At 65.7% G+C, this 15,434-nt stretch carries 11 protein-coding genes; 4 read left to right on the forward strand and 7 right to left on the reverse strand.

Translation table 11 applies throughout. The features are described 5' to 3' along the window. Positions 1-13: 13 nt before the first annotated feature. From ABIC75_RS11560 to ABIC75_RS11590, 7 genes are all read right to left on the reverse strand, one after another. Positions 14-493 (reverse strand): chemotaxis protein CheW, encoded by a 480-nt coding sequence (locus tag ABIC75_RS11560; RefSeq protein WP_204635016.1) that lies wholly within the window; start codon positions 491-493, stop codon positions 14-16. Further along, positions 490-2,355: a chemotaxis protein CheB gene (locus ABIC75_RS11565; protein WP_354014005.1), complete on the reverse strand. Its 1,866-nt coding sequence runs from the start codon at positions 2,353-2,355 to the stop codon at positions 490-492. Before ABIC75_RS11565 ends, ABIC75_RS11560 begins: the two co-directional genes overlap by 4 nt. Further along, positions 2,348-8,464: an Hpt domain-containing protein gene (locus ABIC75_RS11570; RefSeq protein ID WP_354014006.1), complete on the reverse strand. Its 6,117-nt coding sequence runs from the start codon at positions 8,462-8,464 to the stop codon at positions 2,348-2,350. Before ABIC75_RS11570 ends, ABIC75_RS11565 begins: the two co-directional genes overlap by 8 nt. 82 nt (positions 8,465-8,546) lie before the next feature. Next, positions 8,547-10,577, reverse strand: a complete 2,031-nt coding sequence (locus ABIC75_RS11575; protein WP_354014007.1) for a methyl-accepting chemotaxis protein — start codon at positions 10,575-10,577, stop codon at positions 8,547-8,549. A 115-nt stretch (positions 10,578-10,692) separates the two neighbouring features. After that, the gene (locus ABIC75_RS11580; protein ID WP_354014008.1) at positions 10,693-11,232 is read right to left on the reverse strand and encodes a chemotaxis protein CheW; all 540 of its coding nucleotides are present in this window, start codon (positions 11,230-11,232) and stop codon (positions 10,693-10,695) included. A gap of 7 nt (positions 11,233-11,239) precedes the next feature. Next, positions 11,240-11,611: a response regulator gene (locus ABIC75_RS11585; RefSeq protein ID WP_354014009.1), complete on the reverse strand. Its 372-nt coding sequence runs from the start codon at positions 11,609-11,611 to the stop codon at positions 11,240-11,242. A 31-nt stretch (positions 11,612-11,642) separates the two neighbouring features. Continuing rightward, complete coding sequence (locus tag ABIC75_RS11590) at positions 11,643-11,999, reverse strand: response regulator (protein WP_019464684.1); 357 nt, start codon at positions 11,997-11,999, stop codon at positions 11,643-11,645. A 467-nt stretch (positions 12,000-12,466) separates the two neighbouring features. On the opposite strand from ABIC75_RS11590, the gene gshB reads away from it, so the two are divergent. The 4 genes from gshB (at position 12,467) to ruvX (ending at position 15,422) form a co-directional block, all read left to right on the forward strand. Further along, entirely contained in the window at positions 12,467-13,444 is a 978-nt protein-coding gene (gene gshB / locus ABIC75_RS11595) for a glutathione synthase (RefSeq protein ID WP_354014010.1), read from the forward strand. Further along, on the forward strand, positions 13,441-14,307 hold the full coding sequence (locus tag ABIC75_RS11600) for an energy transducer TonB (RefSeq protein ID WP_354014011.1): 867 nt from the start codon (positions 13,441-13,443) through the stop codon (positions 14,305-14,307). The genes gshB and ABIC75_RS11600 overlap by 4 nt, the downstream gene beginning before the upstream one ends. A 108-nt stretch (positions 14,308-14,415) precedes the next feature. Next, positions 14,416-14,991, forward strand: a complete 576-nt coding sequence (locus ABIC75_RS11605; protein WP_354014012.1) for a YqgE/AlgH family protein — start codon at positions 14,416-14,418, stop codon at positions 14,989-14,991. After that, on the forward strand, positions 14,988-15,422 hold the full coding sequence (ruvX, locus tag ABIC75_RS11610) for a Holliday junction resolvase RuvX (protein ID WP_354014013.1): 435 nt from the start codon (positions 14,988-14,990) through the stop codon (positions 15,420-15,422). Before ABIC75_RS11605 ends, ruvX begins: the two co-directional genes overlap by 4 nt. The last annotated feature ends 12 nt before the right edge of the window (positions 15,423-15,434 follow it).

The following is a 15,434-nucleotide window of genomic DNA, read 5'->3' on the forward strand; positions in this document are numbered from 1 at the left end:
GGCAGCCGTGCCGTCAGCTCGCCAGTTCGAGCAATTCCAGCAGCTCCGCCTCGATGCCTTCCAGGTCCGGAATTACGGCGATGTCGTCGCGCACCAGTACCTGCGCCCGCACGCCCGGCGGCAACGGCGCGCCGTCGTGGGTGGGAATGATCAGTTCAGCGTTGAGCGTGGTCAGGCGCGGGAAGCCCTGCGTGACCACGGCAATGAACGGCAGGTCGTTATGACCGCCCAGCGCCTTCAGCACGGCCACGCGAACGGCCTGCTCGCTGTCGCCCTCGCCCGCACCGGCGAGCTTGTTGAAAGACACCAGCGGCACGCGCCAACCGCGCCAGGCGATGCGTCCCAACAGCCATTCCGGCGCGCTCTCCACCGGTTCGGGCGCCGCCGGCATCGTGATCACTTCGGCCACGGTGGCATTGGGCAACAGCAAGCGCAGGTTGCCGACCGGCACCAGGACGCAACGAATTTCACGCGGTAGTGGCAAATCGCTCATCGCCGGCCCTCCATCGACATCTCTTCCACCAGGCGCGCCGCGAGTTCCGCAGGCGTGCCCGAATAACTGTGCAGGCGCTCGGCTTCGATGCCATGCACCATATCGGCAAACTGTCCGTCCGACGATTCGATCCACACCTGGCCGCCGCGATCGTAGATCGCCTGGCAGCCACCGAGCGCATCGTTGGCCTGGCCCGCAAACACGATGGCCTGCGCATTGCGGCCGAATACGTTCGCCGCCAGCGTGAAGCTGGCATCGATCGGCGAGCTGCGCACATCGCTGTTATCCAGCGACTGCAGCTCCACGCGACCATCGCGATGCACGCGCGCCTGCTGCCCGTCGGGCACCACCAACACTTCGCCGACACGGGCACGCACGCCGGTCGCGGCAACACGCACGGGCAGCTCGCTGTAGCGGGTCAGCGTATCGGACAAGGCTTCCACCGATTTGCCGCCCAGATGCTGGACGTGCAGCACGGCCGCACGCAGATTCGCCGGCAGCATCGAGAGGAACGAACACACCGCCTCGAGACTGTCCGCCGCCGCGCCGAGCACCAGCAGGCGGCTGATCGCGCTGTCGAGATCGTCGAGGATCATCTCGGTACCGCTGGCGTCGTATTCCTTCGGCGCCAGGGCTTCTTCCATCGACACCAGCTCCAGCTTCATGCCGGGCTCGATGATGGACGCAGCCTCCTCGCCGCCTTCGGGCGCGAGGAAATCCGCAGCGCTCAGTTTCTCGATGCCGAAGCTGCTGGTCGGCGCAGGCGCAGCAGCCACCGGTGCGGGCGCCTCGCTTTCGTCGACCAGCGCCCAGGCGGAGGCCGAGCCAAGCAACGACGACGGCGCTTTCTCCGCGCTCTCCACCGTGACGGCCGACGGCATGAACGATTCGTCCAGCGGAGCGAGGGCGAGGTGATCGAGCTGGAACGGCGGTATCTGCCGCGCAGCAGCTTCCGGCGCCGGAGCGTCCAGAGGCGCGTGCCCTTGCGTGGCCAGCGTGTCCAGTCCGAACGTGCCGTCGTGCAGCGGCGGCAGTTCGTCGTGGGCGTTGAATTTCAGCGAGCCGAATTCGTTCTCGATCGCCGCTTCACCTTCCAGCGTGCCGAAGTTGCCATCGTGCAGCTGCGGCAGTTCGTCGTCCGCGGCGAATTTCAGGCCGGAACCAAACTCGTCCTCGGCCTCGACCGGCAGGTCTTTCAGCGCGGCGAAGTCGTCGATGTGCAGCGGTTCTTCCGCAGCACGGAAAGACAGCTCCGAGCCGAATTCGTCTTCGGCCGGCGCCGGTTCGTCGGCGGCGATGAAGGCTTCCAGTTCGGCAGCCAGCGATTCGGATTGAACCTCGGTGGCTTCCACCGCTTGCGGCGTGATCTCCGCCGGGGCGATCTCGGTCGGCGTGACCGGGTCCATCGCGGCGACGAACGTCGGCTCTTCAGGAACGACAACGGGCGGAACCTCGACGCTTTCCGCGAGCACCGGCTCGGCCACTTCGGGCACGTGCGGCGCATCCTGCGGACGCGGCGGATCGAGATCGCCCTGCGCCATCACCTTCACGGCGAGATGGCGCGCCCAGCGGGCACGGTCCCAACCGTCGAGCGAGCGACTGGCGGCGGCATCGTTGAACACCACGCGCGGACGATCGCCGTCGATCACGTCGTAGAGGCGATCGAGATCGTCGTCGGCGTCTTCGTCCAGGTTCACCACCAGCACTTCCGCACCGGTGGCGCTGAGCATCTGCTTGTCGAGGGTGGACAGCGCACCTTCGTGCACGATCCTGGCCCCGCGTTCGCGCAACGCTTCACGCAGCTGACCGCCGAGTTCCACGTCATCGAACAACAACGCTACCGCGGTCGCCGTTTCAGCCATTGAGCGACTCCGTGGTGCGCTGCTCGAGCACTTCGCCGATCTGTGCCAGCAACTCGGCTTCCTGGTACGGCTTGCCGAGATAGCGGTCCACGCCGATGTCGAACGCGCGCTGGCGATGCTTATCGCCGGTACGCGAGGTGATCATGATGATCGGCACGTCACGCAGTCGCGGGTCGGACTTCATCTGCGTGGCCAGCTCGTAGCCGTCCATGCGCGGCATTTCGATGTCGAGCAGCATCAGGTCGGGCACGCGCTCATGCAGCTTCTCGAGTGCGTCGACGCCGTCCTTCGCGGTGGCCACTTCGTACTCGTGACGTTCCAGCACGCGGCCGGTGACCTTGCGCATGGTGATGGAATCGTCGACCACCATCACCAGCGGACGCACGCGCTGCTCTTCGACCACCGGCGTGGCGACGGCGGTGAGGCCGTCGTCCAGGCGCTGCAGGCGACGGGCGATGCCATGGCGCACGAGCGGAGCGAGATCGAGAATGATCAGTACCGAGCCATCGCCCATGATCGTGGCGCCGAGAATGCCCGGCACCGAACTGATCTGCGGGCCGACCGACTTCACCACGATTTCGCGCGAGCCGATCACGGCATCGATGCGGATCGCGGCGCGCAGATCGCCCGCACGCGTCAGCAGCAGCGGGATCTGCTCTTCGTCGTTCGCGTGCGCTGGCACGGCGCCCAGCAGCTCGGACAGGTTGTGCAGGTCGAAGTTTTCGCCGCCGTACGGGAACGTGGGTTCCGGTTCGGCCAGTCGCTCGGCCAGTTCCGCAGGGCTGATGCGCGCCACGCCCTGCACCGAGGTCATCGGGATGGCGTAGTTGGATTCGCCGATACGAACCAGGATGGCCTGCGTCACGGCGAGCGTGAAAGGCAGCCGCAGCACGAACGTCGTGCCCTGGCCTTCCTTCGATTCGATCGACAGCGCGCCGCCGAGCTGCTTGATTTCGTTCGCCACCACGTCCATGCCCACGCCGCGGCCGGCGAGCTGGGTCACGGTGCTGGCGGTGGAGAAGCCCGGCTGCGTGATGAGCGCAAGTACCTGGTCGTCGCTCAGGCGCGTGTCGTTGCGGATGAGGCCGCGCTCCACGCCGCGCTTGCGGATGGCATCGCGATCCAGGCCGCGGCCGTCGTCGGTCACGCGCACCACCACCTCAGTGGCTTCGCGTGCCACACGGATGCGCACGGCGCCTTCTTCCGGCTTGCCGGCCTTGCGACGGTCCTTGGGCGACTCGATGCCGTGTGCCACCGCGTTACGCAGCATGTGCTCGAACGGCGCCTTGATGCGGTCGAGCAGGTTGCGATCCATTTCGCCGTGGGCACCTTCCACGTACAGCTGGGCGCCCTTGCCTTCTTCCTGCGCGGCCTGGCGCAGCGTGCGGCGCAGGTTCGGCACCATGGTGTCGAACGGCAGCATGCGCGTGCGCAGCAAGCCTTCCTGCAACTCAGAACTCACGCGCGACTGCTGGATCAGCAGCGTTTCGGCCTGGCGGGTCAGTTCGTCCAGCATGCCCTGAATGGACACAAGGTCGGATACCGACTCGGCCAGCGCACGCGAGTACTGCTGCAGCTGCGAGAAGCGGTCGAGTTCGAGCGGATCGAACACGGAGATGCCCGCTTCGCGATGCTCGCGCTGGAAGCGCGCGATGATCTGCGCTTCCGTTTCGATTTCCATCATGCGTAGCTGGCTGCGCAGACGCTGCACGGTCTGGTCGAGTTCGACCAGGTTGAAGCGGTAACCGGCCACCTGCTGTTCGAGGCGCGAGCGATAGATCGCCACCTCGCCCGCGTGGTTCACCAGCGTGTCGAGCAGTTCGGCGCGAACGCGGATCTGTTCCTGCGGCGTGCTCGGTGCATCTTCACGCTCTTCGGGCAGCAGTTCCGGCAACAGCTCCGGAAGCGGTGCCATGCGGGCCGGGAACGGCACCACGTTGGCCGCGTCCGTCGCATCGGCGGACACCGTCGAATGACCTTCGCCGGACATGGCCAGGAAGCGATCGATGACGGCCTGCGGATAAGGCACAGAGCGGCCCTGCGACACCAACTGCACCAGACCGTGCAGCTTGTCGAAGCCCACTTCCAGCGCAGCGATCAGCTCGCCGATATGCGCCGATTCCGCATGCAGCGGCTTTTCCAGCGCCGTTTCGATGGCGTGCGTGAGATCGCCCACCGGCACCATGCCAGCAATGCGCGCACCGCCCTTGAGCGTGTGCAGGTCGCGCTGGATCTCGGCCAGATGTTCGATTGCACTCGGCTCGGCACGCCACTGGGCGAGCACGCTGTCCGAATGATCGAGAATCTCGCGCGCTTCCTCGATGAAGATTTCCAGCAGGTCGGGATCGATCTGGCTGGGCAGCAGCGCGTTTTCGTCGACCGTTTCTTCGGCTGCGACGGGCGTTGCCGATGCTTCGACCGTCGGCGTTTCGGCCGCGGGCTCTTCGACAACGAGCTCCTCGACCACCGGTGCCTCGACCAGCGCTTCCGGTTCGTCGACCACGGGCGCTTCCAGCACGATCTCTTCGACCGGCGTCTCATCGGCCACGTGCAGCGCTTCGACCGGCTCGGCGTGTTCGACCACCGCCTCGGAAGCCTGTTCGGCTTGCGGCGATTCAACATGATGCGCGACAGCTTCGGCTTCCACCGGCGGCTGCGTTTCCTCGAGTTCCACCTCGTGCACGGCCACGTGTTCAACAGTGGCGTCGGCATCGTCGGTGACCGGGCCGATTTCCAGCGTCTCGGCTTCGTCGAGCAGGTCGGCGTAGGCCTTGCTGAATTCGTCCTCGGCAGCCTTGTCGATGACCGGCGTCGGCTCCAACGTGTGCGCGTTTTCATCTGCCGCGGGCAAGTGCGCATCGAGGTCGAATTCGCCCAGCGCCGCGAGCAGTTCGTCGGTGTATTTGTCGGTCTCGGACACGGCCGGCGGCGATGCCAGCTCGATGTGCTCCACCGGCAGCGACGCATCGGACAGCGCGTCGTCGAGCGATGCACCCAGCGTTTCCTCGTGCGCGGCGTCCGCCGCGTGCGTCGACGCATCGTCCGAAAGATCGGCCGGCGTTTCGAACAGCACGTGCGCCACCTGCGGTTCGGGCTGGCTGTCGCGCAGCTCCGTCAGGCGATGGATGAGGTTGGTCAGGTCCGGCAGCTGCGGCGACGGGACGTCGAACTGGCCCATCACATGATCGACCGCGTCGGCGCTCTGGCTGAGCAGCATCACGCCTTCCGGCGAAAGCGGCAGGCCCGCGGCACGTAGGCGCTTGAGCAGGCTTTCCAGCGGCGACAGCAGCTGCGTGAGCACCGGAATGTCGACCATGGCGATGGCACCGTGCAGCGTATGCACGGCACGCAGCAGGCTGTCTTCGACGCGCAGTTCGCCGTCGACGCGATTGATCGCCGTGCGGATGGTGGCCAGGTACTGGGCCACTTCGCTGCGCAGGATTTCCAGCAGCACCGGATCGATCGGCGGCATCACCGGCGCATCGATGAAATCGTGCGTCGGCATCGACACCACCGGCTCCGCCGGCGACGTCTCGATGCCGGCAAGGCTGGCGGCGGGAATCGCTTCGGCAGAGGTATCCACGCGCGGCACGCGGCGACGCACGGTGCGGCGCACCGTTTCGGTACCGCTGGTCGGCGCGATGTCGGCAAGACGCGCATCGGCCTGGCCGGCCGACAGGCGCTCGGAGATTTCCAGGATGGCAAGCAACGGCGCCGTGACGGCGCCCTCGCCCATCAGTGCGGAACGCAACTGCGGCAGCGCATCGATGGCGGCGCTGACCACTTCCTGCACGCCCTCGTTCGGCGGGATCGACTGATCCAGCACGCGGTTGAGCATGTTCTCCACTTTCCACGCGAACTCGCCGAGCACGGTGGCGCCGACGAGGCGGCCCGAACCCTTGAGCGTGTGGAAGGAGCGGCGGATGGGCGTGAGCGAATCGAGCTGCAGCGGATCGGCCAGCCACGTCTTGCGGGTGGCGTGCAGGCTGTCGATCTCTTCCTGCATTTCTTCCAGGAAGATGTCGCGGATGTCGTCGTCGATGCCGGCAGTGCTGGTCTGGAAGCTCGCGTCGATGGCGGAGGCGCCGCTGGAAACGGGCACTTCCTCGACGATTTCTTCCTCGATCTCGATCCAGTCGTCTTCGCCCGCCTGCACGGGTTCCTGCGGCGTCACGTGTACGGTGTCGGCCAGGCGCAGGCCGGTGATTTCCTGCGGCTCCGGTTCCGGCGTTTCGCTGTGACCGACGATGAGGCCGGTGAGGTCGTCGCCATGGCCCAGGCTGACGCTCTCGGAGAGCGCCGGCTGGTTGGCGAGCGCTGCGGCCAGCGCGGCATCGGCAGCGCGTGCCACGTGCTCGGGCGGCGTGGCGTCCAGCTCGTCTTCCGACGCGGCGCGGGCGGCCGGCGGCGGCCAGTAGCCCAGGCTGCTGAGGCTGTGCTCGGCCACATCCAGGATGTGTTCCAGGCCACCGCGATGTTCGCGCGCGGCTTCGAGGTAGTACTCGAGCGCAGCGAGTGCATCGGCGAGGTGATCCATCTGCGCGGTGCTGGGCACGCGACGATCGGCCAGCAGCTCATTGCCGACGAAGCGGCCGATGCCTTCGGCCAGTTCGGCCGGGCGCGGCGCGGACAGCATGCGCATGGCACCGGCGACTTCGTCCATCAGCGCGCCGACCTCGGCGAGCTGCGTCGACTGCCAGCCCGATTCCACGTAGGCCACGATGGCGTCCTTCACCTTGCCGGTGTTGGCGGTGGCCTCGTGCATCAGCGTGGCAAGGATGTGGCGAGCCTCGCTGCGCGGCAGCATGGCGGTCGGCGTTTCGGTCGTGGTTTCGCCCTCGGCACCGAGGCTTTCGATGTGATCGTCGAGCGAGGCTTCCACGTAGAGCAGCGCGCCGGCGACATCGAGCAGCAGCTCTTCGTCCGGTGCGCGCACGCGGCTGGCGATTTCTTCCAGCACGCGGCGTTGTTCGTTCACCACGCGACGCGGCACGCCCAGGGCAAGCATGCCCAGTGTGTCGCCCACGCGTTCGAGCACTTCGGTCTGGCTGGACAACTGCGCCGGATCGGCGTCGGTCTGTCGCAGGAACAGGTCGAGCGACTCCTTCACGCGCAGCAGGTCGTCCTTCAACGCCTTGGCCACGGAGTCGAGCAAGGCGCGGTTGTGGCCCGCCATCGAACCACGCGCGTGCTCGATTTCGCTGGCCTCGGGCAGCAGCGCATCGAGCGAATAGGTCTGGCGCAGCAGCTCCATGCGCGGGCTGCCCTGGCGGACCTGGCCCACGACATAAAGCAGCTTGCGTGCAAGTTCATCGGCGTCGCCACCACGCAGGCTCGCTTCGCCCTGCTCCACCAGCTGGCGGATGCTGCGATCGACCTTGCCGATCAACTGGCGCACTTCGCCCGTCTGGCTCTTGAGCGCACCCTGTTGCACGCCTTCGAGCACGCCGGCTGCGATCCACCACAGGCGACGGCCCGGGATGGTGTGGCAGCGTGCGGTGATGGCGTCCAGCGTCTGGATCATGCCGCCCAGCTGCTGGTCGTTGCCCTGGCCGCGGAACCACGACAGCAGCTGCTGCTGGAAGCGCAGGCGCAGCGTGGTCACTTCATTGCGCTGGCGCTCCACCACCACATCGTGCGGCGGCTGCGGGGCCTGCGCCGGCAGCGCGATTTCCAGGTTGGGCGTGAACAGCGCCGACTCATGCAGCGCCTGCTGGCCACGACTGGAACGCAGGTCGTTGAGCAGCGGCAGCAGCACTACCGGCACGTCGCGATGACCGCCGGACAGACGCTCCAGATAATCGGGCAACTGCATCAGGCCGCGCATCAGCGCGGCGTAGGCTTCCTCGCGATTGGCAACGTGGTCTTCGAGCAGCGAGATGGCGAGTGTCTCCATCTCCTCGGTGACCATGGCGGCGCCATACAGCTCGACCATGCGCAGCGTGCCGTGCACCTGGTGCAGGCTGTCGGCGCACGAACGCATCGCATCCCGGTTGCCCGGGTTGTCGACGTAGGACTCCAATGCCTCGCGGGCCAGGGCGAGCGTCTCATCGAGCTCGGGCTTGACCCACTGCAGGGTGGTGAAATCGATATGGTCTTGAAGTCTCATGCGCCCCTCTCAGCGGTCACGTAACGCTTTGTCACGCAACCGGCGAGGTTGCCCCCTGTGAAAATCGTTATCAGCCAACTGCTCAACCCGGCAGCTTGAAGTGGGCCACCGAACGACGCAGGTCGCTCGCCAGCTGGGCCAGGTAACCGATCGAGTCGGCGGTCTGGCTTGCGCCCTGCGAGGTCTGCGAGGTGATTTCCTGGATCGCGTTCATCGACACGGAAATATCGGTTGCCGCCGTGGACTGCTGGCGCGCTTGTGTCGAAATGTTCTGAATCAGCGCGGACAAGTCGTGCGACACGCGCTCGATGTCTCCCAGCGCGCTACCCGCGTCCTCCGCGAGTCGTGCACCGGCCACCACTTCGGCGGTGGTCTGTTCCATCGAGTTCACCGCTTCGTTGGTATCGGACTGAATCGTCTGCACCAGCGTTTCGATTCGCTTCGTGGCGCTCGCGGAACGTTCGGCGAGGCGCTGCACTTCGTCCGCCACCACCGCGAAGCCGCGGCCCGCTTCACCCGCCGACGCGGCCTGGATGGCGGCGTTCAAGGCGAGGATGTTGGTCTGCTCGGCAATGTCGTTGATCAGTTCCACGATGGAGCCGATTTCCTGCGAGGACTCACCCAGGCGCTTGATGCGCTTGGAGGTCTCCTGGATCTGGTCGCGGATGGAGTCCATGCCCGAGATCGTCTCGCGCACCACTTCGGCGCCGCGCGAGGCGATTTTCACCGAGCGTTCGGCCACGTCGGCCGATTCGGCGGAATCCTTCGACACGGTATCCATCAGGCTCGCGATCTGGTTGATCGCGGTGGTGGCCGTGCTGATGCGCTGCGCCTGGTTCTGTGCCGATTCGGCCAGGTGACGCGCGGTGGTCTGCGTTTCCTGCGCCGAGGACGACACCTGCTCCGAGGTCTCGTTGATCGTCGTCACCAGGGTGCGCAACTCGTCGATGGCGTAGTTCACCGAGTCGGCGATGGCGCCCGTGATGTCTTCGGTCACCGTGGTCTTGACGGTCAAGTCACCTTCGGCGAGCGAACCCATTTCGTCCAGCAGGCGCATGATGGCCTCCTGGTTACGCTGGTTGAGTTCGGTCGATTCCTGGAAGCGGCGGCGTTGGTCGGCAATCAACTGCACGATAAGGACGGCCAGGAAGGCGGCCGCGCCGATGGCGCCGAGCACGCCCCACCAAAGGTTCGGGAACAGGCGGCGGGTGGGCAGCTTGCCGATCTGGTCAGCCAGTTCGTTCGCGCGCAACAGCACGTTCTGCGAATCGAGCGAGGCCTGGTTGCCGGCGCGCTTCACGTCGCTGAGGTTGCCTGCGGCGCTGACCAGCTTGCCGACGGGATCCTGCAGGTTGTCCCACTGGGCCTGCATGTCGGTGAGGATCTTGCGTGCGTTGGTGTCGCCCATCGAGCGCACACCCACTTCGGTGTTGCCTTCGAGCAGGCCCTTGAGCACCGCGCCGTAGAGCTGGCCGTCGCGGGCCAGGCCGTCGGCGGCAGGCTGCGAGGCGTCGCCGCCCTGCAGCACTTCCTGCACTCGGCGGGTCATACGGTCGGCCAGCAGCATCTGGCGAGCAGAAGTGTACGTCTGCTCCGCGCTACCGCCGCGCTGCTGCAGGATGTTCACCACCTGCTCCATGCTGGAGTTCAGCAGGGGCAGTTCGCGGCCCAGGGTGAGCGCGCGCTGCGAGGAGTCCACCACCAGCGCCTTGTTCGACAGGATCTTGCCGATGTCCGTGTCCAACTGGCCCCAGGCGTTGCTGAGGGCGCTGACGGCACGACCGGCCGGGGTGGCGTTGTTGTCGGCGTACGGCTTCATGCCGCTCTTTTCATCGCCCTTGTTCAGGCGCTGAACGGCAGCATCGATGGTGTTGCGATTGGTTTCGAGTTCCTTGAAGGAATCGACGTTACCGTCCGCGGCTTCCAGTGCAAGCTTCGCCGTCTGCTGCGACAACACCTGGATCTGGGTGGTGAGACCCGTCGCCTGTGTATCTTCGCGGCCACGCAAGGTAAGCATGGCGAAGTCGACACCCGTGAAACCGAACGCAATGACCAGCGCAATGATGAGGCCTGTATAACCTCGCTCCTTGCCCATGCCCCCTGTAGTGCTCATTTCGTTCACCTCGCCCTTCTACGCCTCGCCGCCCATGCCGGCGAAGGCGTCGGATCATCGCCCTGATTCCGGCCTTGAGCAGCGCCGGTCCCACTTATGGTTCTACGTTTGCGCGTCAGGCCGCAGCCTGACGGAAGTCCGGCGCACGGACCAGCTTGCCCATACTGAACACAGCCAGTCGCGAATCGCCTACACGATCATCCACGAAACGTGCCAAACGCGGATCGTCTTCCTGCTCGGCCTGGCGGCGCTGTTCGGCGTCCACCGTGCGCTGCCCGAAGACTTCATCCACCATCAACGCCACGCTGCCGGCACCCTGGCGCACCACGAGCAGTCGCGTGCGTTCGGTGGACTGCGTGCGTTCGCCAAACAGGAAACGTGCCAGGTCGATGACCGGCACCAGGTTGCCGCGCACATTGGCCACGCCCAGCAGCCAGGGCTGCGTGCCCGGCACCGGCGTCAACAACGGCACGGCCAGCAGTTCGCTGATCTCGTCGATGCCGCTGACGAACAGGCGGCTGCCCGCGCGATAACCAATGCCGCGCCACAGGCCCGGGGCCTCAAGGCTTTCCGGCGTGCCGGACGCGTGCGCCAGCGAAAGGCGCTCGTACCGGGCAAGGATTTCGAAGGGCGAGAGCGACGCGGTCTGGCTCATCGTCGCCTCACGCAGCGCTGGGCAGAAGATCGTTGATGCAGGCCAGCAAATCCTTCTCGTTGACCGGCTTGGTGATGAAGGCGCGCGCACCCTGGCGCAGGCCCCACACACGGTCGGTCTCCATGGACTTGGTGGTGATCATGACGATGGGAATGCTGGACGTCATCGGGTCGCGCGTAAGCGTGCGCGTGGCCTGGAAGCCGTTCATGCCGGGCATGATGACGTCCATGATGACCAGATCCGGCTTCTGCTCGCGCACGCGCTCGATACCTTCTTCGGCGTTGCCGATCGAATCGACCTGGTAACCCGCCCGCTCGAGCAGCGTGGTGAACACGCGCACGTCGGTCGGCGAATCGTCAATGATGAGAATATTGGCCACAGGCCCCCCTCAGACCCTGTAGTCGTCCGTCTTAGACCGTAACGACATGTCGATGGATTGCACCCAGCAGTTCGTCTCGCGTGAACGGCTTGGTCAGATATTGTTCCGCGCCCACGATGCGCCCGCGCGCCTTGTCGAACAGGCCGTCCTTCGAGCTGAGCATGATCACGGGCGTACCGCGGAACTGCGGGTTGTTCTTGATCAGCGCGCACGTCTGATAGCCGTCGAGACGCGGCATCATGATGTCGACGAAGATGATCGCGGGCTTCTGATCGGAGATTTTGGCTAGCGCCTCGAAGCCGTCCACGGCCGTGAGCACGTCGCAACCTTCTTTCTTGAGCAAGGTTTCGGCGGTTCGACGGATGGTTTTCGAGTCGTCGATAACCATGACCTTGAGGCCGGCCAAGCCATTTCCACTTATGTTCAAGTTCACAACACCCCCCTGCGACCCGCCCCTGGCTCAGGTAAATCGTGCGACCGCCAACCGGTGGGCTAGCGGTCCCATGTTGAGATACAAACCCGCACGTCGTGATGACGTACGGCAACCATTCAGCCGGCAGGCACTCGTGCGTAGCTGTTTACCGCCTGCCTGACGTGACGTCAAGCTGAAATCTTAGGTTAAGCGTCCTACGTCATTGAATCGAACGGTTTGCCGCCCTCGGGAGTCGATCATGGGGCTGACCGGCCATGTTTCCCTTCGGGGACCATCCGCACTTTCCCGCGCTGCTGGAAGACCACTTGATCGTCGTATCGATCAACGCAATCTCCCGGCTTCGGACGACATACACTGCCACGCTCCCGTCCGGCCGGCGCCGGGCGCGGAGTGTGAATAGGCACTACTACCGGAGAATGACGATGACCCTGAAGGTCGCCGTGCTGATGGACCCGATCGGCTCGATCAAGATCGCCAAGGACACCACCTTCGCCATGCTGCTGGAGGCCCAGCGGCGCGGCCACAGCCTGTTCTACATGGAACAGGGCGACATGGCCGCCCGCAGCGGCGAGCCCTGGGCACGCCTGGCGCCGCTGTCCGTGCGCGACGACCCCACGGGCTGGTACATGCTGGGCGAGTCCGAATGGCGCGACCTGCGCGAGATGGACGTGGTGCTGATGCGCAAGGACCCGCCGGTCGACCCGCAGTTCATCTACGACACCATGGTGGCGGAGCTGGCCGAACGCGCCGGCGTGCTGGTGGTGAACCGCCCGCAGGCGCTGCGCGACTGCAACGAGAAGCTGTTCGCCATGCACTTTCCGCAGTGCATGTCCCCCACCCTGGTGACCCGCGACGCCGCCGACATCCGCGCCTTCGTGGCAACCCACGGCGAAGTGGTGCTCAAGCCGCTGGACGGCATGGGCGGGCGCGGCATCTTCCGCGTGAAGGCCAGCGACAGCAATCTGAACTCCATGCTGGAAACGCTGATCGCTGCGGGCCCGAAGGGCGAGCACAAGCAGTTCACCATGGTGCAGAAGTTCATCCCGGAGATCACCTCGGGCGACAAGCGCATCCTGGTGGTGGACGGCGAGGCCGTGCCCTACGCCCTTGCGCGCATCCCGCAGGGCAGTGACTTCCGCGGCAACCTGGCAGCCGGCGGTCGCGGCGTGGGCGTGCCGCTCTCCGACCGCGACCGCTGGATCGTCTCCCAGGTGGCGCCGGAACTGCGCCGTCGCGGCCTGCTGTTCGTGGGCCTGGACGTGATCGGCGACTACCTCACCGAGATCAACGTCACATCACCGACGTGTGTGCGCGAACTGGATGCACAATTCGGGCTTAATATCGCGGGTCAGTTGTTCGACGTCATCGAACGCACACGAATCGAGACCCGCGCCGCGTGAGCCAACCTGCTGTCCGCACCGGCGCCGACATGTTCGGCGCCACGATGCTTTTCTCGCTGTTGCTGCACGGCGTGGTGATCCTGGGGATCACCTTCACCTATGTGAAGGCCAAGCCGAGCCTGCCGACGCTGGATGTGACCCTGGTGGACGTGGCCAACCGCGACGCACCGGACAAGGCCGACTTCCTGGCCCAGGCCAACAACAGCGGCGGCGGCGAAAGCGACAAGGCCGCGCGTCCGTCCCAGCTCGTCTCCGGCGCCCTGCCCCGGCCTACGGCAGGCGTGGCGCCGCAGCCCATTGAGGCCAGCGCGCCACGGCCGCAGGAAGCCACCAACGACAAGCTGCTCACCACCACGGGCAACAGCCACTACAGCGTCAGCACCGACAGCGCCAAGCTCGAACAGACGCCACAGGATCTTCCCGAATCGCCCGCCGACATCAAGCGGCGCCAGGAGATGGCGCAGCTCGCTGCCGAGGTGCGCGACCGCAGCGAGCAATACGCCAAGCGCCCGAAGAAGAAATTCATCTCGTCCAACACCAAGGAATATGCCTACGCCGCCTACATGCGTGGCTGGGTGGATCGCGTGGAACGCGTGGGCAACCTCAACTATCCGAACGAGGCCCGACGCCGTGGGTTGCATGGCGACGTGCTGCTCACCGTCACGCTCAATCGCGATGGTTCGGTGAAAGGCATCGAGATCGTGCAAAGCTCGGGCCAGCCGCTGCTGGATGCCGCGGCACAGCGCATCGTGCGCCTCGCCGCGCCGTTTCCCTCGCTGCCCGTGGACAAGGAACGCATCGATGAGCTCAACATCACGCGCACCTGGCAGTTCATGCCCAACGACACGCTGCACAGCAGGTGAGGAGAGAGTGAAGGAAACGCGGCGGCAACCACCTCTGTTTCCTTACCTCTCTTAACCTAGACCTTGGTTGCACGGGCAGGCGGCAGCGACAGGGCTTACAATCCCCCCATGCCCGCTCCCCGCACCCCATCGCAGTCTCTCGCCGGTCAGTTTCTGATCGCCATGCCCAGTCTGGCTGAGCCGCCGTTTTCGCGCGGCGTCGCCTTCATCTGCCAGCACGATGAGGATGGTGCCGTCGGGCTGCTGGTGAACCAGCTTTCGGAATATCGCCTGGGCGACGTGCTCGCGCAGATGAAGCTCGAATGCAACGACCTGGAGCTTGCCGACGCGCCCGTGCTGATCGGCGGCCCGGTGCAGCAGGAGCGCGGCTTCGTGCTCCATCGCGAACCCGGCCACTGGGAGTCGAGCTATCGCATCAACGACGAATGGTCGGTGACCACGTCGCGCGACATCCTCATCGCCATGGCGCACGGCGAAGGCCCGCGCCTGGCCATGATGGCGCTGGGCTACGCCGGCTGGAGCGCGGGCCAGCTCGAGCAGGAACTCAAGGACAACACCTGGCTTACCGTCGAAGCCAGCGAGCGCGTGGTGTTCCATACGCCGCTCGAAGAACGCTGGAGCGCCGCCGCCGGCCTGGTTGGAGTCGATCCGCTGCAGTTGCCGGGTTACGCGGGACACGCATGAGCTGTGTGCTTGGTTTCGACGTCGGCAGCCGCCTGATCGGTGTTGCCGTCGGCAATCGCTACACGGGCAGCGCGCGCGGACTGGCGGCCATCGCCGTTCGCGATGGCGATCCCGACTGGTCGAAGCTCGACGCCTTGCGCAAGGAATGGTTGCCCGAAGCCCTGGTGGTTGGCTTGCCGCTGACCCTCGACGGCGAAGAGCAGCCGGCCAGCAAGGGCGCGCGACGTTTTGCAGATAAAGTCAGCCAACGCTACAACTTGCCGGTGATGCTGACCGACGAGCGCTACAGCTCGCAGGAAGCCGCTCAGCGCTTCGCCAGCGCGCGTGCTGAGGGCCTGAAGAAAAAGCGCGATGCTGCCACGATCGATGCCGAAGCCGCCGCGGTCATTCTCGAACGCTGGCTGGCTTCACCCGACACCACCGGACACTAAGCACGGACTTCC

It is taken from the genome of Dyella japonica, from assembly GCF_040545895.1.
Lineage (GTDB): Bacteria > Pseudomonadota > Gammaproteobacteria > Xanthomonadales > Rhodanobacteraceae > Dyella > Dyella japonica_D.

Coding starts and splice junctions, on each gene's coding strand:
- ABIC75_RS11560 (WP_204635016.1), bottom strand. CDS start 493: ATGAGCGATTTGCCACTACCGCGTGAAATTCGTTGCGTCCTGGTGCCG.
- ABIC75_RS11590 (WP_019464684.1), bottom strand. CDS start 11,999: ATGGTTATCGACGACTCGAAAACCATCCGTCGAACCGCCGAAACCTTG.
- ABIC75_RS11565 (WP_354014005.1), bottom strand. CDS start 2,355: ATGGCTGAAACGGCGACCGCGGTAGCGTTGTTGTTCGATGACGTGGAA.
- ABIC75_RS11580 (WP_354014008.1), bottom strand. CDS start 11,232: ATGAGCCAGACCGCGTCGCTCTCGCCCTTCGAAATCCTTGCCCGGTAC.
- ABIC75_RS11570 (WP_354014006.1), bottom strand. CDS start 8,464: ATGAGACTTCAAGACCATATCGATTTCACCACCCTGCAGTGGGTCAAG.
- ruvX (WP_354014013.1), top strand. CDS start 14,988: ATGAGCTGTGTGCTTGGTTTCGACGTCGGCAGCCGCCTGATCGGTGTT.
- ABIC75_RS11605 (WP_354014012.1), top strand. CDS start 14,416: ATGCCCGCTCCCCGCACCCCATCGCAGTCTCTCGCCGGTCAGTTTCTG.
- gshB (WP_354014010.1), top strand. CDS start 12,467: ATGACCCTGAAGGTCGCCGTGCTGATGGACCCGATCGGCTCGATCAAG.
- ABIC75_RS11575 (WP_354014007.1), bottom strand. CDS start 10,577: ATGAGCACTACAGGGGGCATGGGCAAGGAGCGAGGTTATACAGGCCTC.